22 protein-coding genes are annotated in these 18,781 nt (G+C 51.1%); 7 read left to right on the top strand and 15 right to left on the bottom strand.

The annotated features are described in order from the left end of the window. Positions 1 to 27: 27 nt before the first annotated feature. From hslV to dapF, 5 genes are all read right to left on the bottom strand, one after another. On the bottom strand, positions 28 to 570 hold the full coding sequence (gene hslV / locus B076_RS0102840) for an ATP-dependent protease subunit HslV (protein ID WP_028485969.1): 543 nt from the start codon (positions 568 to 570) through the stop codon (positions 28 to 30). Between the two features lie 157 nt (positions 571 to 727). Next, positions 728 to 1,249, bottom strand: a complete 522-nt coding sequence (locus B076_RS12935; protein WP_028485968.1) for a type II secretion system protein — start codon at positions 1,247 to 1,249, stop codon at positions 728 to 730. Positions 1,250 to 1,542: 293 nt separating this feature from the next. Beyond that, positions 1,543 to 2,478 (bottom strand): tyrosine recombinase XerC, encoded by a 936-nt coding sequence (gene xerC, locus B076_RS0102830; protein ID WP_028485967.1) that lies wholly within the window; start codon positions 2,476 to 2,478, stop codon positions 1,543 to 1,545. Positions 2,479 to 2,496: 18 nt separating this feature from the next. Next, the gene (locus B076_RS0102825; RefSeq protein WP_028485966.1) at positions 2,497 to 3,174 is read right to left on the bottom strand and encodes a DUF484 family protein; all 678 of its coding nucleotides are present in this window, start codon (positions 3,172 to 3,174) and stop codon (positions 2,497 to 2,499) included. After that, entirely contained in the window at positions 3,167 to 4,003 is an 837-nt protein-coding gene (dapF, locus tag B076_RS0102820; protein WP_028485965.1) for a diaminopimelate epimerase, read from the bottom strand. The genes B076_RS0102825 and dapF overlap by 8 nt, the downstream gene beginning before the upstream one ends. 139 nt (positions 4,004 to 4,142) lie before the next feature. Here dapF and hslU point away from each other — a divergent pair, with 139 nt between their 5' ends. From hslU to B076_RS0102785, 7 genes are all read left to right on the top strand, one after another. After that, positions 4,143 to 5,462: an ATP-dependent protease ATPase subunit HslU gene (gene hslU, locus B076_RS0102815; protein ID WP_028485964.1), complete on the top strand. Its 1,320-nt coding sequence runs from the start codon at positions 4,143 to 4,145 to the stop codon at positions 5,460 to 5,462. A gap of 28 nt (positions 5,463 to 5,490) precedes the next feature. Next, on the top strand, positions 5,491 to 5,871 hold the full coding sequence (locus B076_RS0102810) for a gamma-butyrobetaine hydroxylase-like domain-containing protein (RefSeq protein WP_028485963.1): 381 nt from the start codon (positions 5,491 to 5,493) through the stop codon (positions 5,869 to 5,871). A 39-nt stretch (positions 5,872 to 5,910) separates the two neighbouring features. Then, the gene (ubiE, locus tag B076_RS0102805) at positions 5,911 to 6,663 is read left to right on the top strand and encodes a bifunctional demethylmenaquinone methyltransferase/2-methoxy-6-polyprenyl-1,4-benzoquinol methylase UbiE (RefSeq protein ID WP_028485962.1); all 753 of its coding nucleotides are present in this window, start codon (positions 5,911 to 5,913) and stop codon (positions 6,661 to 6,663) included. Further along, the gene (locus tag B076_RS0102800; RefSeq protein ID WP_028485961.1) at positions 6,663 to 7,268 is read left to right on the top strand and encodes a ubiquinone biosynthesis accessory factor UbiJ; all 606 of its coding nucleotides are present in this window, start codon (positions 6,663 to 6,665) and stop codon (positions 7,266 to 7,268) included. Before ubiE ends, B076_RS0102800 begins: the two co-directional genes overlap by 1 nt. Before the next feature lie 12 nt (positions 7,269 to 7,280). Next, complete coding sequence (gene ubiB / locus B076_RS0102795) at positions 7,281 to 8,894, top strand: ubiquinone biosynthesis regulatory protein kinase UbiB (protein ID WP_028485960.1); 1,614 nt, start codon at positions 7,281 to 7,283, stop codon at positions 8,892 to 8,894. 84 nt (positions 8,895 to 8,978) lie between these two features. Continuing rightward, positions 8,979 to 9,629: a hypothetical protein gene (locus B076_RS0102790; protein ID WP_157753496.1), complete on the top strand. Its 651-nt coding sequence runs from the start codon at positions 8,979 to 8,981 to the stop codon at positions 9,627 to 9,629. A 32-nt stretch (positions 9,630 to 9,661) separates the two neighbouring features. Then, on the top strand, positions 9,662 to 10,183 hold the full coding sequence (locus B076_RS0102785; RefSeq protein WP_028485958.1) for a thioredoxin family protein: 522 nt from the start codon (positions 9,662 to 9,664) through the stop codon (positions 10,181 to 10,183). A 112-nt stretch (positions 10,184 to 10,295) separates the two neighbouring features. Here the strand turns inward: B076_RS0102785 and B076_RS0102780 are convergent, their stop codons facing one another. Genes B076_RS0102780 through gspG form a run of 10 tightly spaced genes read right to left on the bottom strand, consistent with a single transcriptional unit; the run spans position 10,296 to position 18,750 of the window. Next, a complete protein-coding gene (locus B076_RS0102780; protein WP_028485957.1) occupies positions 10,296 to 10,859 on the bottom strand; it encodes a hypothetical protein in 564 nt (187 codons plus the stop codon). A 33-nt stretch (positions 10,860 to 10,892) separates the two neighbouring features. Then, positions 10,893 to 13,058, bottom strand: a complete 2,166-nt coding sequence (locus tag B076_RS0102775) for a S8 family serine peptidase (protein WP_028485956.1) — start codon at positions 13,056 to 13,058, stop codon at positions 10,893 to 10,895. 1 nt (position 13,059) lies between these two features. Then, positions 13,060 to 13,860 (bottom strand): type II secretion system protein N, encoded by an 801-nt coding sequence (gspN, locus tag B076_RS0102770; protein ID WP_028485955.1) that lies wholly within the window; start codon positions 13,858 to 13,860, stop codon positions 13,060 to 13,062. Next, positions 13,860 to 14,348: a type II secretion system protein GspM gene (gene gspM, locus B076_RS0102765; RefSeq protein WP_038150370.1), complete on the bottom strand. Its 489-nt coding sequence runs from the start codon at positions 14,346 to 14,348 to the stop codon at positions 13,860 to 13,862. The genes gspN and gspM overlap by 1 nt, the downstream gene beginning before the upstream one ends. Further along, positions 14,332 to 15,627 (bottom strand): type II secretion system protein GspL, encoded by a 1,296-nt coding sequence (gene gspL, locus B076_RS0102760; protein WP_028485953.1) that lies wholly within the window; start codon positions 15,625 to 15,627, stop codon positions 14,332 to 14,334. Before gspL ends, gspM begins: the two co-directional genes overlap by 17 nt. Next, positions 15,608 to 16,624 carry a type II secretion system minor pseudopilin GspK gene (gene gspK, locus B076_RS0102755; RefSeq protein ID WP_028485952.1) on the bottom strand — a complete coding sequence of 339 codons (1,017 nt, stop codon included), beginning with the start codon at positions 16,622 to 16,624 and terminating at the stop codon, positions 15,608 to 15,610. Before gspK ends, gspL begins: the two co-directional genes overlap by 20 nt. Further along, positions 16,621 to 17,358 (bottom strand): type II secretion system minor pseudopilin GspJ, encoded by a 738-nt coding sequence (gene gspJ / locus B076_RS11950; RefSeq protein ID WP_157753495.1) that lies wholly within the window; start codon positions 17,356 to 17,358, stop codon positions 16,621 to 16,623. Before gspJ ends, gspK begins: the two co-directional genes overlap by 4 nt. Before the next feature lie 9 nt (positions 17,359 to 17,367). Further along, positions 17,368 to 17,766, bottom strand: a complete 399-nt coding sequence (gene gspI, locus B076_RS12930; RefSeq protein ID WP_084205690.1) for a type II secretion system minor pseudopilin GspI — start codon at positions 17,764 to 17,766, stop codon at positions 17,368 to 17,370. Next, positions 17,753 to 18,274, bottom strand: a complete 522-nt coding sequence (locus B076_RS12925; RefSeq protein WP_028485951.1) for a prepilin-type N-terminal cleavage/methylation domain-containing protein — start codon at positions 18,272 to 18,274, stop codon at positions 17,753 to 17,755. Before B076_RS12925 ends, gspI begins: the two co-directional genes overlap by 14 nt. 26 nt (positions 18,275 to 18,300) lie before the next feature. After that, positions 18,301 to 18,750 carry a type II secretion system major pseudopilin GspG gene (gene gspG / locus B076_RS0102735; RefSeq protein ID WP_281168937.1) on the bottom strand — a complete coding sequence of 150 codons (450 nt, stop codon included), beginning with the start codon at positions 18,748 to 18,750 and terminating at the stop codon, positions 18,301 to 18,303. Between the last annotated feature and the right edge of the window lie 31 nt (positions 18,751 to 18,781).

Below are 18,781 nucleotides of genomic sequence, written 5' to 3'. Positions count from 1 at the left end.
CTCCTAAAGTATTATGGTTTCTGGGTTCTATTTTTTAGAACCCAGCGACTCAATGGTCAAATTATGATTGGTATAGATACACAAGTCCGCCGCAATATGCAGGGACTTCTCCACCACATCCAGAGCGGACAGTTCAGTATTTTCCATCAACGCCTGGGCGGCCGAGTGTGCGTAACTGCCACCCGAGCCGATGGCGATAAAATCGTCCTGCGGTTCAATGACATCCCCGGTACCGGAGATCAACAACATGTTCTCTTCATCCGCCACCAGCATCATCGCTTCAAGTTTGCGCAATGCGCGGTCGGTGCGCCAATCCTTGGCCATCTCCACAGCAGCACGCATCAGCTGACCATTATGTGTCTGCAAACGTCCTTCAAAACGTTCAAACAGGGTAAAGGCATCCGCGGTCGCTCCGGCGAAACCCGCCAAAACCTGTCCGTTATAGAGACGGCGAACCTTACGCGCATTGCCTTTCATGACGACATGACCCAGGGTAACCTGTCCATCACCACCAATCACCATTTCGCCATGGCGTTTTGCACATAAAATCGTTGTTCCTCTAAATGACATAGTCCAATCCTTTTGTCTTGCGTAATGCACGCTATTCTAAATGAAAACCTGACAAGAGATAAAACATTTACCCAAGTGCCATCACAGAAAATAGACAGGCCTGCTGGTTTAAAACCTGATAGGAAGCAACGCCGTGACGGATTTACTTCTTCAGCAATCAGTTCATAGCCATACAAAGCTGTGAGCCGTTCAAGGTGTATTCAACATCGCCTTGAGAGCGATCGCCTTCGTCCAACTGTCTTTCAATCGATTCGGCGAGGTCGACCTCGATCTGGGTAATGCAGACTTGATTTTGACCGGCAATCAATCCGTAGTTAGCGCCACTGCTGCCACCCCATGTGGCTTTGAATGCCGAACCGATTGCCGGTTTCGGCGACAGCATTTTGGCAAAACCGGCCTGATGCAAATCGTAAAACAGACCTTCACTGGCCGCTGAATCCGTAGACAGAACGGTTTTAAACCGTCCAGGATGATTTAGGTCTTCGCCAGGCAAACGGTGATAGCGGTCACGATAGAGCATCGACATCACCCAAAATTCCTTAAGCGCCTTGATATCGGCTTTGATGCGGCCGTTGTCAATCATCGAACGTACCTTGATAACCGACCCCAACAACAGCGACACAATCACCAAAACCATCGCCAACTCCACCAGAGTGAATCCAGACTGAGTCTTGCGCATAACCTACCCTCTCTTTGGATAAACCTAATACGCAATTTAACATATTTAAAAATCCAATAAAAGACCGATCAAACCTAAAAAATTAACTAAGACAATGAATTTTAAAGACTAAATTTAAGCTAAAAATCTTATTTGAGAGCTTTGCACGAGTGGGGCGCGAAAGAAAAATGAGGAAAAAATTGGTTGATTGAGGCGAAAAACGCAGTCAATAGCCAGCTATTGGCAAGTTTTTCAACGCAGAGTAGACGAATTTTAGCCATTTTTAGCTGTGGATTCACCTCGTGCAAAGCTCTCTATTTGCCTTTTTTGGCTCGGGGATGCGCCTGGTCGTAAACCTGGGCGAGGTGCTGTAGGTCAAGTTTGGTGTAGATTTGTGTAGTCGAAAGGTTGGCGTGACCAAGCATCTCCTGTACAGCGCGCAAGTCGCCACTGGATTCCAACACATGGGTGGCGCAGGCATGACGCAAACGATGCGGCGACATTTTGGTGGGCAGACCGGCTTGAAGTGTGCGTTGATCGAGGCGTTTTTGCACACTGCGCACACTTAAACGCTCACCCTGACGGTTTACGAATACCGACCGCTCGTCGGCTTGGGCGTAATCTTTGCGGATATCCAACCAATGATGAATCGCCTCCTGAGCCTTGGAACCCACCGGAGCCAATCGCGCCTTCTGGCCTTTCCCCATTACCCTCACCCAGCCAGAATCGAGCTGATCCAGGCCGGGCGTCAAATCCAGGTCAGTGCATTCGGAAACACGCAGGCCTGCCGAATAGAGCAGTTCAAAAATTGCCTGATCGCGCACATCTTGCCAACTATTCAATGGCTGTTCCAATAGTTTACGGGTCCAATCCACATCAAGACTTTTAGGTAAAGGCTGGGGTTGTTTGGGGGCTCTGATTCCCTTTGCCGGATTTTTTGTGACCTTGTCCTCCAACAGCAAAAAATCATAAAACGAGCGGATGGCGGAAAGTTGGCGGGCCAAAGTACGCGCGCTGATGCCTTGCTGCACCCGGTCGCCCAAAAACGAACGTATGGCGTCTGAAGGAATCGTCGACCAACCGTTGAACTGACTTAACCGCTCGGCTTGTTCTCCTGTGCGTTTGACCTCGGTTTCTCCGGTCAGATAAAACGCCAAAAACATCTCCACATCACGCCGGTAGTTTGAAATCGTGTGCGCAGATCGGTTTTGCACCGACAAACTGTGTAAAAACTGTTTCAACGCCTGCATTTGGAGCCCCGTGTCTTTTCAATCATTGAAAAGGTGACATAGGCGTGCCGTGACCATCTCTGCCATGATTTTCAAGAAATAGGTGCCCAGGTTCGGATGAAAGCGATCGGTGGTGCTGCCCAATGCAAGCACACCCCAGACCCGCTTTTCACCCAGTGGCAGCAAACATACCGATTGCATCGGTTCATGACTGTGAAACAAACCTTTTTGCCATTCGTCCTCAAGTAATCCGCAAGCAGGCTCTTGGGGCTGCAAAGTCGCTTTAAGCGTTTCCACCCAGGTCTGACTGATACCCAGTTGAGTGATGCCATGCAAACTTTGACTTGGCACCTCCCAGGAAACCAAGGCGACCTCCTCGACGTCAAAGCGCTGGTTCATCTCTTGGATGATGCAGTTCACCGCCGCCTGCTCAGTCCGGCACGCCATCAAGCTTTTGGTGAACTCCTTAACCTTATGAAACAGCTGGCCGTTTTCACCGGCGATATTAATCAAAGTATCGACTTCCACCTGCAGTTCATCACGCTGTTTGCGCAATTGGTAAATCTGGCGCTCCAACAGGGAAACCGCCTTGCCGGTCTCGGGATGCGGAATGCTCAACTCATCCAAAAGATTGGGAAACACATGGAAGAATTCACGGTTACGGTTCAGGAAATTGGCGACATCCTCTTCATGGATATCATTGAGCAAACTAGACATCGGTCGTTTCCCCCTCAAACACGGTGATGGCGGGCCCGGTCATCCATACGGGCTCGGATCGGTCTCCACTCCACGATACAATCAAGTCACCTCCGGGCAAGGAGACCGTCACTTCATCCGCCACCTCGTTCCAGTTGCGGTAGACGACCATGGCCGCACAGGCTCCGGTACCGCACGCCAGGGTTTCGGCGGCTCCGCGTTCATAAACTCGCAATTTGATATGGGTGTCGTCCACCCGTTCGGCAAAACCGACATTAACACGTTCGGGAAACAGCGCGTGGGATTCCAGCGCGGGGCCATACTGGTTGACCGGAGCCTGACGGATATCGGTTACGCGCAACACTGCATGCGGATTGCCCATAGAGACCGCGCCCACTTCAAAGGATTCGCCATCCACCTTGAGCTCGTAAGTCTCCTGCTCACTCGGGACAGACAAAGGCAAACTATGTGGCAGAAAATTTGGCGGCCCCATATTGACACGAATCCAGCCATTGTCTTCGACATAAAGCACAATGATTCCCGACGCGGTCTCCACCGTGATTTCGGTCTTGTCGGTCAAGCCTTTGTCATAGACAAACTTGGCGAAACAGCGGGCACCATTACCGCACTGTTGAACCTCTGAGCCGTCGGCATTGAAAATCCGATAACGGAAATCGACACCCGGAGTCTGGGTCGACTCCACCAGTAACAGCTGATCAAAACCGATGCCGAAATTCCGATTCGACCAGAGTCGCACTTGCTCAGAACCCAATTCAACCGACTGGTTAATGGCGTCAATCACCATAAAGTCGTTCCCCAAACCGTGCATTTTTGTGAATTTCACACCCATTCCGTGTCTTCGTCCTTAATCTACGTCACTATGCTAAAGTGATTAAAACTCAAATCTATCACGCGCACAGGGAATACGCAAACCCTTGGAATTTCCTTTATAATGTTTCCCATTATTCGATTAAGGACAGATTTGACAGATGATGACCCCAAAAGAGATTGTTCACAGTTTAGACACTCACATTGTTGGACAGAGTGAAGCCAAGCGCGCCGTCGCCATTGCTTTACGCAACCGCTGGCGTCGATCGCAGCTTTCTGAAGAACTGCGTCAGGAAGTCACCCCCAAAAATATTCTGATGATTGGTCCGACCGGGGTCGGAAAAACCGAGATTGCACGTCGTCTCGCAAAATTGGCCAACGCGCCTTTTCTCAAGATTGAAGCCACCAAGTTCACCGAGGTGGGCTATGTGGGACGTGATGTGGATTCGATCATTCGCGATTTGATGGAAAACGCCATCAAGATGACACGCGAACAGGCCATGCAAAAAGTTCAGCGTCAAGCCGAGGACGCCGCCGAAGAACGCATTCTCGACATTCTGTTACCGCCCGCCCGCGGACGTGAGGAGGAGAGTTATGACAATATGGCGGAAACCCGTCAGAAGTTCCGCAAACGCCTGCGTGAAGGTTCGCTGGACGACAAGGAAATCGAAGTCAATGTCAGCGCAGTCCAACCTCAAGTGGAAATCATGGGAGCGCCCGGTTTGGAAGACATGACTCAACAACTGCAAAGCATGTTCGAAGGCATGAACCAGGGTAAAAAAGAGAAGCGTAAGATGCCGATCAAAAACGCCCTGAAAGCCCTGACAGACGAAGAAGCGCAACGCCTGGTGAATGAGGAGGACATCAAAACCCAAGCGGTCAACGCTGTGGAACAGGACGGCATTGTGTTTATCGATGAAATCGACAAGGTCGCTAAACGCCAGGAAGCCAGTGGCGGTGACGTTTCCCGCGAAGGGGTTCAGCGCGATTTGTTGCCGTTGATTGAAGGTTCTACCGTGTCCACCAAATACGGCATGATCAAAACCGATCACATTCTGTTTATCGCCTCCGGGGCTTTCCACCTCTCCAAACCGTCTGACCTGATTCCTGAACTGCAAGGGCGTCTACCGATTCGTGTGGAGCTGCAATCGCTAAAGGTCGAAGATTTCGTGCGCATCCTCACCGAACCCAAAGCGGCCTTGACCACCCAGGCGATTGCCCTGATGAAAACCGAAGGGGTCGATTTGAGTTTCACCAATGGCGGCATTCAGCGATTGGCCGAGATCGCCTTTCAGGTCAACGAAACCACCGAAAACATCGGCGCACGTCGCCTGCACACGGTACTGGAACGTCTACTGGAAGAAATCTCTTTTGATGCGCCGGAAAAACCCGGCAGCAAAATCGAGATTACCCCGGAGTTCGTTGAGGAACGCCTTGGCGAACTGGCTCAGGATCAGGATTTGTCGCAGTACATTCTGTAATGTCATCTATACCTCCATAGGATAAAACATGCCGCACCCGACCGACATCAAATTACATCAAGTTTCCAGAAAGCTTGAAGTGACATTCGACAATGGCGAGACCTTTGAATTGCCCTGTGAATATCTGCGGGTATACTCGCAGTCGGCCGAGGTAACCGGGCACGCGCCCGGACAGGAAGTCTTGCAAGTGGATAAGCAGAACGTCAACATCGAAAACATCACACCGGTGGGCAACTATGCGGTCAAACTGCATTTCGACGACGGTCACGACACCGGCCTCTACACTTGGGAGCGTCTCTACGACCTGGGCAAACACCAAACGGATTACTGGACAGACTATTTGCGCAGACTGATGCGCGCCGGTCACGACCACGAAGATTTACAGCGCCTCAAAGCGCAGAACCGATAACCTGATAACCCCTCTCTCATTTCCACATAGGCAGCCATTATGAGTCAGCACAAAAAAACCATCGATTTTGGATTCAGCGAAGTTCCTCTTGAGGAGAAGGTCAAAAAAGTCAAAGGCGTGTTCGACTCGGTAGCCGATAATTACGATGTGATGAACGACGTCATGTCACTCGGTATTCACCGACTGTGGAAACGCCACACCATCGAACTCAGCGGCATCCGCCCAGGCAATGCGGTACTGGATCTGGCGGGCGGCACCGGCGACTTGACCAAAGAATTTGCCAAACGGGTCGGCAAAACCGGTCGGGTGGTGCTCGCAGACATCAACGAGAGCATGGTGCGCGTCGGGCGCGACCGCCTCATCAACCAAGGCATCGCTGGAAATGTCGATTACACTATTACCAACGCCGAAGCCTTGGGCTTTCCGGACAATACCTTCGACTTGGCGACCATCGCTTTCGGTTTGCGCAACGTCACCAACAAAGACAAGGCGCTGGAGGAGCTCTATCGGGTCTTGAAGCCGGGCGGACAGCTGATGGTGCTGGAATTCTCCAAGGTCACCCAGCCCTTGCTGGCCAAAGCCTATGACTTCTACTCGTTCAACATCCTGCCGAAAATGGGCAAACTGATCGCCGATGACGAGGCCAGTTACCAGTACCTGGCGGAATCGATCCGCATGCACCCGGATCAGGAGACCTTAAAGCAGATGATGTTGGACGCCGGTTTCGATAAAGCCGACTATCTGAACATGAGTGAAGGCATTGTCGCCTTGCATCGCGGGTGGAAATACTGATGATCTTAAGCCAAGTCTTTGAATTCGCGCTCAATCAAGCGGTGCGTCTGGACGAACAGCAAGGGCAGGTCTTCCAGCCTTTAAACGACAAGGTCATCGCCCTGCAGCTGAATGACTTGAACACCACCTTGTATATATTGTTCACCGACTATGGCATCAGCGTACAAAACACCTTGCAAGGCGAAGCCGACGCGAAAATCGAAACCACCTTGACCGATCTACTGGCGTTTGCGCAGACAGGCCTGCTCAAACACGCGACCTATCAAACGGACGAAGCCTTGGCGGAAACGTTTGTGAACGCCTTGGGTTCTGTGGAAATCGACTGGGAAGAACATCTTTCGCATTACACCGGCGACCTCATCGCCTTCAAAATCGGCCACGCGGCGCGCTCTATGATGCAGAGCAAAACCGCCGTCAAGCAGCAGATCGGCGATACTTTGAAAGAGTACCTGCAATTTGAACTCAATGCCCTGCCCACCCACTCGCAGGTTCAACGCTTCGGCAAGCAGGTGCTTCAAACCCAAAAAGACGTGGAGGCACTGGAAAATCGCATCGATGCCTTAAGCCAACAACTCTCACAGCAGCCCGCCTCACCTTCAAAATAGAAGCCAACCTCAATGAAATTACTGAAACAACTTTTTCGAATGATCAAAATCAACCGCGTGCTCAGTCACTATCAGATTGACCGCATGGTGCTCGCCAACACGAAATACGCCTGGCTGATTTTACTGAACCAACTGCTGCCGTGGAACTGGAGCCGCAAGTCTTCGGCCAGTCGTGGCGAACGCATCCGTTTCGCGCTAGAGGAATTGGGGCCAATTTTCATTAAACTCGGGCAGGCCTTGTCCACTCGTAAGGATCTGTTGCCGCAGGATATTTCCGTGGAGTTGACCAAACTGCAAGACGACTGTCCACCGTTTGACGAAGCACACTCTAAACAGATTATCGAGCTGGCGCTCAAACAGCCGGTGGAAGAGGCGTTTGCCAGTTTCGATCCGGTACCGATGGCTTCCGCGTCCATCGCTCAGGTGCATGCCGCCACCCTGCATAACGGTACCGATGTGGTGGTCAAGGTGGTGCGCCCCAATATCAAGCCGGTCATCGAACAGGATGTGGGCATCATGTTCAGCCTGGCAGGCCTGCTGGAAAAAGCGGTAAAAGAAGCGCGCCGTCTGCATCCTGTGGAAGTGGTGTCGGAATTCGAGAAAACCATCTTGGACGAACTCGACATGATGCGCGAGGCCGCCAATGCCACTCAGCTACGCCGTAATTTCGAGGATTCCGACCTGCTTTATGTGCCGGAAATCTACTGGTCGCACACCAACGACAATGTCATGACCATGGAACGCATCTACGGCACACGCATCAGTGAAACCGAAAAACTGATTGAACAGGGCATCGACCTGACTGACCTGTCCGCCAAAGGCGTGACCATTTTCTTTACCCAGGTGTTCAAACACAACTTCTTTCACGCCGACATGCACCCGGGCAACATCTTCGTGCTGCCGGACGGCCGCTATGCGGCGATCGATTTCGGCATCATGGGCACCCTGACTCCGGAAGACCAGCGCTACCTGGCGGAAAACTTCCTGGCGTTTTTCAACCGCGACTACCTCAAGGTATCGGAACTGCACATCGAATCGGAATGGGTGCCCTCCGATACCCGCGTCAATGAACTGGAATCGGCCATCCGTGCGGTGTGCGAACCGATTTGGGATCGCCCGCTCAAAGAGATCTCATTCGGGCTCTTTCTGATGCGACTTTTCCAGACTGCGCGTCGTTTCGGCATGGAAGTGCAGCCACAATTGGTGTTGTTGCAGAAAACCTTACTAAACATTGAAGGTTTGGGGCGTCAGCTGGATGACGAACTGGATTTGTGGGATACTGCTAAACCGTTCCTGGAAGAGTGGATGCAGGAACGGGTCGGCCCGCAGAGCCTGATTAAGAACATCAAGGCCAACCTGCCATTTTGGATTGAACAGGCCCCGCAGATGCCGGGATTGTTGCACAGCACACTCAATAAGCTGGCGCATAACGACCTCAATGTGCAATCTCAACAGATGATTTCACTGCAGACTGAAATCCGCACCCAAAACCGTCAGCAGCGTCAGCGTGCCATCGGTTTGGGCCTGATACTGCTGGGGTTGTTTTTACCGGTTGAGATTTTGTATGACAGCTGGATGCAGTTAGGGCTGTTGGCTCTCGGTAGTTATTTTATTATCCGAAAATAATGACTCTGAGAGACTCGAACAAGGTGTCCACACATCCAAAACTCAAGCTATGACGCTATATATCTATTAGGCTAAGGAGAGGCCATGAAAAGATTGTTCACAGCAATATCAGCAGGCCTGTTCACAACCCTGCTGGTTTCATGCGCAAGCAGCCCCTATCCGCTCGACATGAATGAAGAGCAATGGCAAAAGCTCTCCCCGCAAGAACGCCAAGTGCTCTTGGTTAAACACCAGGAGTTCCGCGAGACCCAGCGACTCGAGCAGATCAAAGCCAACGCCAAACAGCAAGAGCTTGAGATGGCCCTAAAGCTTAAGCAAGAAGAACGCTTGAACAAACTTTACAGCGATCCGGTTGGCGGCAACGTCATCATGGTCAATTTGTTGGGCGGCGAATATCGGAGTCATAAAAAAAGCTACTCGATTCAACCCTTTTCGACCCTGCTTGCGCGAGGCGAAACCAAACAGATCGAACTGGTGATGCGCGATGCCAAACGACGTTCCAATACAGAACGCGCCTATCTGAAATATAATGTCGAAGGCACCGGTCTTTATCTTTATATGACACGTCCCAGTGACTATAATCGTGATTACATCGCCGTATTACGAGATGGTCACTGGGCCTGCGGTTCCAGCAGCCGCAAAAGCTTTGCCTTTTCAAGTTATGAAGCCTTAAACAACCTGAAGATTTTTGTTCAAGAACAAAACTCAAACTGCCACAGTCGTCGTTACCGATAGATTTAACAGACTGTGGACAACTGGAGAACCCAATGAAATCGATTTTTACCTTACTGTTTTCTATCAGCCTGCTCATGCCTTTACCGAGCCAAGCGGGTGAGATTCTGCCGCTGGCCGTTGACCTGCAAAAGACCGGAAAGGTTGCAGAAAAGCATCGAGTTCCGGTGGTGATTTTCGTCACCGCCACCTGGTGCAATTACTGTAAGAAACTCGAAGAGAACATTCTGACGCCTTTATTGGAAACCACCCCGATTGAGGAATACGCCCAATTTCAGCAGATGCTGTTGGACAAGTCTCACTGGATGATGAAGGACTTTGCCGGCAACGACATCGAAATGAAAACCTACGGCCCGCAACTGGGCGTTAAGGTCGCCCCCACCACGCTGTTTTTCAACAGCCGGGGCGAACAGATCGCTGAACCGATTATCGGCCTGACGCTGGAAGAACACTATCCGGCCAATCTGGAAAAACGCATCAACCAGGCGTTGGAAAAACTGGGCAATCCGAAACGTTTGGACATCTACAAGCTGGTGGAAGAAAGCGACGGCCTCTAGCCCGAATATTTCATGAATTTGGGCTAGAACCCCCTGATTGAATCAGAGTTGCCCTAGCACCGATAAACAAACCGATAATAATCTGAGCAGGCCTGCTTAGATTCAATTCACATCAACGCAAACGGTAACGTGGCTCCGATAATACCGGTGCCGCCACCTGAACGTCTTTGTCGCGATCCAACTCTTCAAGCATGCGGTCGTAAGATGTTACCCCCGTCACATCAAAAATCGCCGAACTGCCTCTGGGCAAATGGGTCAATAACTTAAACCCATAGCGTCCGGCCATCTTGTCGATGTCGTCTTTATTGTAGGTTTTGATGAGAAAGCTCGGGGTGACAACCGCATTGCGCCCGGTGGAGGTATTGAACAGCACCGGAGCAAATTCGATGGCTTTGTTTTCATGCCACTTCACCAAAGGGGCACAGCTCTCTTTATCAAACCAGCTCTGTTGCGTCTGGTAAATGAACCAACCTCCGTTCTGCTCCAAAAACGAGAGTTCAAATGCCTGCGGCATAGCCGATTCTGCGGTAAAACTCGCGACACGCAATGCTTTGGTCTCATAAGCCGGTCCTGCCATTTTGGCCACCAATTGGCAAGGTCCGGTAAACGCCGCCGCTTGCTGTGACGTGATGAAAGAAATACCCAGTACCAGGCCTGCCCAAATTATTTTTTTCATTTTTACACTCATTTTATTCATTAGGGTTAGGGATCAATGGCCATAAAACTTCAAAGACCAGCCGGTCAATTTGCCTTCGCCGGCATGATTGATCTGGTTATCGGTCGATCCATCCAGATCGCGCACAATCAAAGTCCAGTTGCCCTGACTGGCTTCGCCATAGAAAGCGTGACTGATCAGATTCAACTCCACCATATCATAACCGGACTGGTAGGCATTGAAAGGAGTCAGCAAGACGCTTTCGGTGCCGGCTGGCGAGCGTAATACAATCTGGTAATCGCTCATATCGATTTTATTGTCCACCCCGTCATCAACGGCATCGTTCAAACCTTCGATGCTCACCACCAGTTCAACACTCTCTGTGATCAAATCCGCCGCCACATTCACCGTAGCAGAAAGGCCTGTCGAATTGGCATCGGGAATCGCATCCGGAATAGGCACATTGCCCGATACAGGCGCACTCACCTGCAAGCTATCCAATGTCGTGCCGTTGGTTTTCCAATCCAGCGCCATATCAATCGCGGCAATGGTATCGGGCGCGCCGAATCCATAGGCGTTACTAAAAGCATAACCGGCCTGATTGGCAACCCAGCCGGACTCCAATAGAACCGATTGGCCACCGATTGAAGCGCTATTATTCGCCAAATCCGGATCAAGCTGACGTGCGGTCGTGGCCAGAATATGCTTGACGTCGCGCCAGCTCAGATTGGGGTTGGCCTCCAATAACAAAGCGACAATGCCGCTCATCAACGGCGTGGAGGAGGAAGTGCCGTTGAAGGCCGAGAAATAATGGCAGCTCTCGTTTTCGGTTCCAATCGCACCGGTATTAAAATCCGAATTGAATGGCAAATAAGCGAAAATCCCGGCGCTGGATTGGTTCTGGCTGTAACCGTAGGTACAACCACTCATGTCGGTGGTGATTAAGGCCGGATCATTGACCCCATATTCCCCAGCCGGCCCCACCATCCATAAGGCGGACCCGGTATTGGAATAGCTTGCACGTTTGTCATCGGCGTTGAACCCGCCGATCACCATCAGATAGGGCGTGACGTTTTCATCTTCCATATTAACGTTGTAGCAGGTCACCCCATAATTAATGGCCTGTTGGCACTCGTCACTAAAAGCCGCGCCGCCTCGGTATTCATTACCGCCTGCTTTCAGGTAAAGTGCACCTTTGCCTTCTCTCAGGCTATCCGTCCCAGCCTCCAACCCTGCAAGAATTTCCGAGGTATAGTAATCATTTTCATTGGTTCCCTGGTAGGGGTTGCGCCCATAACTCATATTAAAGATATCGCTGTCGGCACTGGACAATTGTGGGTGATTGGTCAACGCATCGGCTTCACCCAATGCCGCCAATTCCATGCCCAGGTCAAAACCGGAATAGAGCAAGTTGTAACCCGCCAGTTCTGCGCTGGGTGCGGTTCCCCAAATGCCCAACTCATTGCCGCCTCTCGCCGCCGCCAAACCGGCGACCGCCACACCATGATATCCGTCGGGATTGCTGACACTGCTTGGCGGTGTGGGATCCAGTAGCGTCTTGCCATTGATGTCCGAGAAAAAATTATAAGAAGCATTGGGCAACACATTGGAAGCCAAGTCTTCATGTCCGATGTCCACCCCATTGTCAATAATGGCAAGCTGCACCCCATTACCAGTAAATCCTTGTGCGTAAGCATCAACTGAGTTTGTGCCGTCAAACACACGTATATCGGCATAAGTCCCTTCGCTATTCACTTGGCCACCCTCTTCACTGACCGTAAGTGCAGCCTGTCCGTAGTTGTACAGATACCACTGATGCAGCATAAAGGTATCTTGAATCAACTCTGACGGCAGTACGTTGATGCTGACTTTAGCGGAAGTCAAAGGACTATCGTTTGAATCCAGGATTCGGTAATAGAAAACATCTTGTCCAAAGAAAGAAGCATCGGGAACATAATCAAAGCTTCCATCAACTGCAAAAGACAAGTCACCATGAGCGGGTGGCGTTACCAGTTCCCAAGTAAAGGTCACGTCACCATTGGTTTCATCATTTGAGCTCACATCCCCGCTGAGGGCAACGCCTTGCTCGGTATTGAAAATATCATCTTGGGCAATCGCAGTCACCGGATTGCTGACCGGATCGCTTCCACCTCCGCCGCCGCAACTGCTGAGCAGGCCTGTCAGAAACAAGAAAACGACAAAACCGACTCTACTCTTCATCTTACCAGCGTCCTTTTTGATTGAACGTCGCCAAGGTTGGCGTCTTTTTGCGCATTACCAAGTCAACCCAAGGCGGCATATTGTTGGCCCCATCTGCCTTGATTGTGAAGTTATGCTGAAAACTCTTGGCATTCAACAGGCTCGAACCTTTAAGCTGCCATGCTTTATCACCGCCCTGGGCGGCCACCTGAACCTGTTTGTCTTTCAAGCTAGGGGTCAAACTCAAGTGCGGAATCTGTGCGCCCATCACGTCCAGTTGCGCCACCTTCACGTCTCCCGACAATTGAGTGGCCCAGCGTAACTGAGTGTCCCAGGCCAGGTTAATTTGCTGGAAACTCAACTGGCCTTTCAACTCACCCAGGTTTTGGATTCCCGCCGGCAAAAGCGCTTGCAAGTTGCGCAGATCCAATTCTCCATTCAAATCGGTCAACTCAACATTCTGTTGATTGAGCAAACCGGTCGACAGCTGCCAGTCAAGCCCGCCGGCTCCCTCAACGGGAACCATCTGCATGTCCGCATTAAGGTTCATCGCCAACAAGGCCCAAGGATTGAGTTGCCAACTAAAAGTGCCCAATGGGACATTCTGTTTCGCCTGATTCAGACCAAGCGACAACTGCCCGTTCCAGAGACTGCCTTGGACTTCACTGATAAACATTTTTTGTTCAAGTTGCTGCTTGGCTTGCGCAGGCAATTGCTGCAAAGCCCAGCTTGCCGGAAGATGATAGACAAAAGAGATCAACATAACGGCTACAAATGCCAGAGCTAGCCACAGCTTGGAAATAAAAAGAGGTTTCGCTGGCATCAGTTAACCACCTCAAAACTGACACTGACTTGAATAATCCCGGTCTTAACCGGACTCACCTGCAACTGACTGCTCACCAGCCCTTGTTTTTCCAATGAAGACAACCAGCGGAAAAAGCGCGGAGCTGGGACTTCGTTAAAACTGACTTTGATGGCCTTGGCGCTGGGAGTAATACTTTGCATGAACCCCAGCAGGTTTTCATCGCGCAGGGTTTTCTGAATGCTGCCCATCAACTGCGATTGCGAGGCAAACTGCAAAGTCTGCTGGCCGCTTTGTTGCATGGGATATTTCTTCACTTGTTCGCTGAGCCATTGCCAATCCGCAAGGCTTTTTTGTTCAAACTGTTTGGCTTGTGTATAGCCGGAATGAATCGGCGACCAGATCATCAAATAGAGCAAAACCCCGACCAGAAACACGCCCAGAGCCAGCAGCATCTGCTGTTCACGTTGCGCCAATTGCGACCAGGCCTGCTTAATTTGCATCCACATACAAGACTCCTTCCGCCTGGGTTTGCGAGACGTTTTTGACTTTGAGCTCACTGCTTTGAATGGCACTGACGGCCTGCGCCAAATTTTGTAAATCATTCACTTGAGGGGCCTGCATCTGAATTGACAATTGGCGGCTGGATGCGCGCCAATCGAGACGTAGAATCTGCACTTTGTCATATTGAGCAAACGCCGTTTCCAGTTTTTTTGCTAATTGCCCCGGCCCGATGCTGGCGGACAAGCCACCACTTTGCTGAAAGCCACTTTTGGCTTGAGCGCGGATGTTGATGATGCGCTTCACATCCGGAAAGCGCTCTTTAAAAAGTCTTTCGGTCTGTTTCTGATAGGCTAGCGCCTGTTCTCGGTGTTGCTGCGTTTGCATAAATGTTCCTAACAGATACACCACGACCAAGGCCAACAGAGCCACAGCCGGCCATTGCCAGAGCTTCCAATAGGCCGAACTTTGGGATTTGATTTGGAATTCACCGGTCAGCAGGTTCAAGGCTGCGCAAGGATTACGCGTAACCGACTGACTGAGTACGCAAGTGCCTGACAGCTGACTCGCATCAACGGGCAAGATCTTAACATCTCCCTGTTGCTGACTGCTCAACTGTTTCATTTGTTCGAACCATTGTGGGCTCGCCGCAAATCCAAGATATTCACCACTGCGAACCAAAATACGCTGCTCACTTTGCTGAAAAACAGACCAGGCCTGCTGGTTTTGGTTTTCGACGGCATGGCCATTATCCGGTGCCTGCTCCAAATCCGTCGCCTGTTGCGCAGGCGGAATGCGAAAACAGTCCGCCACCAAAAATGCCTGTACTAATCCAATCTGCTGCAATTGTTCATGCCACATGCGCATGCGTTCAAGCGTCACAATCGCCACCGACACCAGACCTTCGGCATTGCGGTTTAGCGGCACAAAATGCAAGGTTTCAACCGGTTCGGCAAGCGACTCTTCCAAAGCGAAAGGCAAAGCGCTTTGCCAATCCGCCCGGCGTTTGCCCGGTACAAAACGCTCAACCAGCGTGATTTGCTCGGACGGCACCCACACCACCGAAAGCGCTTTCAAAGCACGTTTAACCTGATCGCGCTCTTCGTTCCGGTCATGCGACTGGAGCCATAAAGCGGCCTCATCCCAGATACCCGGCTGAGTTTCGAACAGCAGTTTTCCGCTCAAGTCAAATTGGGCCTGCAAAACGTGAAGCGTCTGCGCTACCGCTTGTTTGGGTGACTCGCCTTGTGACTGCAAGCCATTTGTTTCAGGGTGTTTCTGCAACACTTAACCACCTTTGTACTAAGTTAACCTGGTTTTGATCCTGACGATAAAATATCGCCGACAAACCCTGTAGGGACTCACCATAATTGACTTGGCCGACCAATAAAAAATAATCACTGCTGACGCTCAGCAGCCATTCTGGCAAAGATTCGTTGAGTTCAGCCGACTCCATACCCGTCTGTTGCCCGACAAACACGCGAAAAGCTTCCACCGATTCCGCCGGGGTTTCCTTACGCTGCTTAATCCAGGCATCCACCAGGCTTTCATTCATCCAGTCTGCAAGCGCCATCAACACCTCTTTTTGTGCGGTGTTGACATTGACCGCCGTCACTCCAGGCAAAACCGTTGCCGAAGATTTAACCCGCTGCCAAACCTCGTATTCGATCTTCTGCAGGCCTTGCAGGTTCTTCAACTCTTCAAGCATCACCAGTGACTGGTTGGCGGCACGATAAGGCGGTTGCATCAGCAAGTAAGCATCGCTTTCTGCACCGCCTGGCAGACGTTCGTTATCGGCATCGACCCAGTCGGTCAAAACCTCCGCCAGCGGCACCTCAAAGCCAACCAGCAAAGCCCAACGATCGATAATGGCTTGCCAAAGCTCACGTTTAGCCTGGTCGCTATCTTGAACATTATTGAGATTCAGACGCCCCTGCAAATCGTATAACTGTCCGGAAATCTCTCCCCCTTCAAAAGGCACACTGAGCATCGGCTGAGCCCACATCTCTTGTAGATGGTCGATCTGATTGTTTTTGGCGTCCAGCTGCAGTCCCTGCTTGACCCAACCTTCCAAGCCCCACGCAACGGCTAAAGATTGAGCCTGATGAAGCATGTTGGCGCTGCGGTTCAGGGTAAGATGTTGCTGGTAAATCAATTGCCCGGACAAAATCGCCACCAAAGCCACAATCAACATCACCGTCAGCAACGCAAAGCCATCCTGTGTTGATGGTGCTTTAACCTCTAAACAATCATAGCCGGGCTCTCTGAGCCTATCTCGTTTCACTGCACCGGAACCCCTTCTATTTCTCCAGCATCCCCGGTCTCGGTCATCGCAGCCTGAGGCACAGTTTCCATTTCAGCTCCCATAAACAGTCGCGTCATCTCACCCATGCCTTCAATCTCCAGGCGAACTTTCGTCAGCCTTGGCAAATCGGTCAAGGTTTGTTGTTCGTTAGGCCAACTGGTCACATATTCATTACGTGCATTTAGCAACTGAATTTCAAAAGCCTGAACACCTTCGAGAACAGGCAAACGTGTCGGCTGGGTATCCGGTGCCCGATCCAGTACCGGCCACACCAGACGATAGAGAATGCCATCGTCCAACTGGTAGGCCACGCGCAGCAATCCTCCCATACCGTAAGGCGTTGGAAATTCAGCAATACGAGTAAACTCCAAGCCCAGATCGTCGCGATACTGAAAAGCCGGCAAAACGGCTCCCAAACTATCCTGAATGGTGCGTGGTGCCAGCTGTATCAAATCCTGCTCCATCCACCAGACCGCACGCTGCAACTGCTCCATCTCGGCCGCATGGGCTTCAGTGCGAGTCTGCACGCTGACCACGCTGCTGACCGCCTGATAACCCAGCACCGCAATCACCGCAGAAATCGCCAAGGCAATCAAAAGTTCGATCAGCGTAAAACCCGACTGCGTGCTGCGCAAACCATCGGGCCTGACCTGAAGCATTCGAGCTGCTCGCTCCGAGGACTCCAACTGGTCAAGCGACGATTGAATAGTCACCACCAAACCCTATGGGCCAACCACCGTCACCAAACTGGCGACGGGTTTTTCCTGGCCGGTCGGCATGACGGACAGGGTGGCTTTTTTGATGTCTGGTATCATCGTATCCTCGGTGCTCAATTCGGTCGTCCAGCTACGGTTAAGCATCATGACCTCCTGCTTGGCCTCTTCCCGACTGTCAGGCATCACCTGCATTTTCACCAACTCGTCTTCCGCCACCCAGGTGGCAATGATGCGTTCATCCAAAGCGCTGTGGTTACTCACCGTTAATCCCATCGCTCTCGACAGAGCCGCCAAAGCAATGGAAACCACCGCCAGTGCCACCATCACCTCAATCAAGGTAAATCCGGCTTGCGCCTTGTTTTTACGGGAAAAACCGGCAGGCCTGTTCATTTTAAAGGGCATCATCCGACTCTTTTTCAAATTGCAACAATCCGTTCCATCGAATTATATACTCGGTCGTCTCTTGACCACGATCGAAGGATTGATTATCCAAATTCCTCAATATAATCGATCCGGCCAAAACATCTCCACTTGGCCAAAACACCCAACCTTCCTGCGGCAAACTCTGCTGCTGAACAAAGGTTTGATTATCGATTTTCCATTCCACCAGCAAACTTTCCGGCCACTTCAGCAGGTTTATTTTTTCATCCACCAGCCATTCGCCGCGCGTTTGTGAAAAGGTGGTGAGCCCGGTTTCGTCGACTCCAACCAGATAGAGTCGCTGCTTAAGTGCGGCTTGATCGCGAACCGCCATCAAAAGGCTTTTTACGCTGCGATCCTGTGCTCTCAAGGTGGCCTGCTCGTTCGAACCCAGCGACATCATGCCTACCGATACCACCACCGCCATAATCACCACCACCACCATCAATTCAATCAAGGTGAATCCGGATTGGGCGGTGGCTCGAGTGTGCATATTCAAGTCAATGTGATTTGAATGGATTACTGGATATTCCAGTTACCGATGGTCGCATTCACACCTTCTCCACCTTCCTGTGCATCTGCACCATAAGTATACAGGTCAAAGTCTCCATGCTCACCAGGGCTAATGTAAAGATAAGGGTTGCCCCACGGGTCCATCGGCATCTGCTCCAAATAGGCTTTCCAATGTTTCGGTAGAGGCTCTTCGGTCGGTTCCGTCACCAACGCTTCAATTCCCTGATCGGTGGTCGGATACACATAGTTATCGAGCTTGTACAGTTTCAAAGCAGACGAGATGGCACTGATGTCCTGTTTGGCCTTAACGATTCGGGCCTCATCCGGTCGTTCCATCAGTTTGGGAGCGACAAAGGCTGCCAATACCGCAAGGATCACCACCACGACCATCAACTCAATCAGGGTAAAACCCGACTGGCGTCCGATTCTGCTTTTTTCTGCATTCTGTTTTGTCACATTTCTCTCCTAACTTTCTAAATTTAAAATC

It is taken from the genome of Thiomicrorhabdus chilensis DSM 12352 (assembly GCF_000483485.1).
GTDB lineage: Bacteria > Pseudomonadota > Gammaproteobacteria > Thiomicrospirales > Thiomicrospiraceae > Thiomicrorhabdus > Thiomicrorhabdus chilensis.
The sequence above is the reverse complement of the archived record's forward strand: the minus strand, read 5'-3'. Positions and strand labels throughout refer to the sequence as shown.

Bases quoted from the DNA above. Each gene is read 5' to 3' on its own strand.
- hslV (WP_028485969.1), bottom strand. From the start codon at position 570: ATGTCATTTAGAGGAACAACGATTTTATGTGCAAAACGCCATGGCGAA.
- B076_RS12935 (WP_028485968.1), bottom strand. From the start codon at position 1,249: ATGCGCAAGACTCAGTCTGGATTCACTCTGGTGGAGTTGGCGATGGTT.
- xerC (WP_028485967.1), bottom strand. From the start codon at position 2,478: ATGCAGGCGTTGAAACAGTTTTTACACAGTTTGTCGGTGCAAAACCGA.
- B076_RS0102825 (WP_028485966.1), bottom strand. From the start codon at position 3,174: ATGTCTAGTTTGCTCAATGATATCCATGAAGAGGATGTCGCCAATTTC.
- dapF (WP_028485965.1), bottom strand. From the start codon at position 4,003: ATGGGTGTGAAATTCACAAAAATGCACGGTTTGGGGAACGACTTTATG.
- hslU (WP_028485964.1), top strand. From the start codon at position 4,143: ATGATGACCCCAAAAGAGATTGTTCACAGTTTAGACACTCACATTGTT.
- B076_RS0102810 (WP_028485963.1), top strand. From the start codon at position 5,491: ATGCCGCACCCGACCGACATCAAATTACATCAAGTTTCCAGAAAGCTT.
- ubiE (WP_028485962.1), top strand. From the start codon at position 5,911: ATGAGTCAGCACAAAAAAACCATCGATTTTGGATTCAGCGAAGTTCCT.
- B076_RS0102800 (WP_028485961.1), top strand. From the start codon at position 6,663: ATGATCTTAAGCCAAGTCTTTGAATTCGCGCTCAATCAAGCGGTGCGT.
- ubiB (WP_028485960.1), top strand. From the start codon at position 7,281: ATGAAATTACTGAAACAACTTTTTCGAATGATCAAAATCAACCGCGTG.
- B076_RS0102790 (WP_157753496.1), top strand. From the start codon at position 8,979: ATGAAAAGATTGTTCACAGCAATATCAGCAGGCCTGTTCACAACCCTG.
- B076_RS0102785 (WP_028485958.1), top strand. From the start codon at position 9,662: ATGAAATCGATTTTTACCTTACTGTTTTCTATCAGCCTGCTCATGCCT.
- B076_RS0102780 (WP_028485957.1), bottom strand. From the start codon at position 10,859: ATGAAAAAAATAATTTGGGCAGGCCTGGTACTGGGTATTTCTTTCATC.
- B076_RS0102775 (WP_028485956.1), bottom strand. From the start codon at position 13,058: ATGAAGAGTAGAGTCGGTTTTGTCGTTTTCTTGTTTCTGACAGGCCTG.
- gspN (WP_028485955.1), bottom strand. From the start codon at position 13,860: ATGCCAGCGAAACCTCTTTTTATTTCCAAGCTGTGGCTAGCTCTGGCA.
- gspM (WP_038150370.1), bottom strand. From the start codon at position 14,348: ATGTGGATGCAAATTAAGCAGGCCTGGTCGCAATTGGCGCAACGTGAA.
- gspI (WP_084205690.1), bottom strand. From the start codon at position 17,766: ATGATGCCCTTTAAAATGAACAGGCCTGCCGGTTTTTCCCGTAAAAAC.
- B076_RS12925 (WP_028485951.1), bottom strand. From the start codon at position 18,274: ATGCACACTCGAGCCACCGCCCAATCCGGATTCACCTTGATTGAATTG.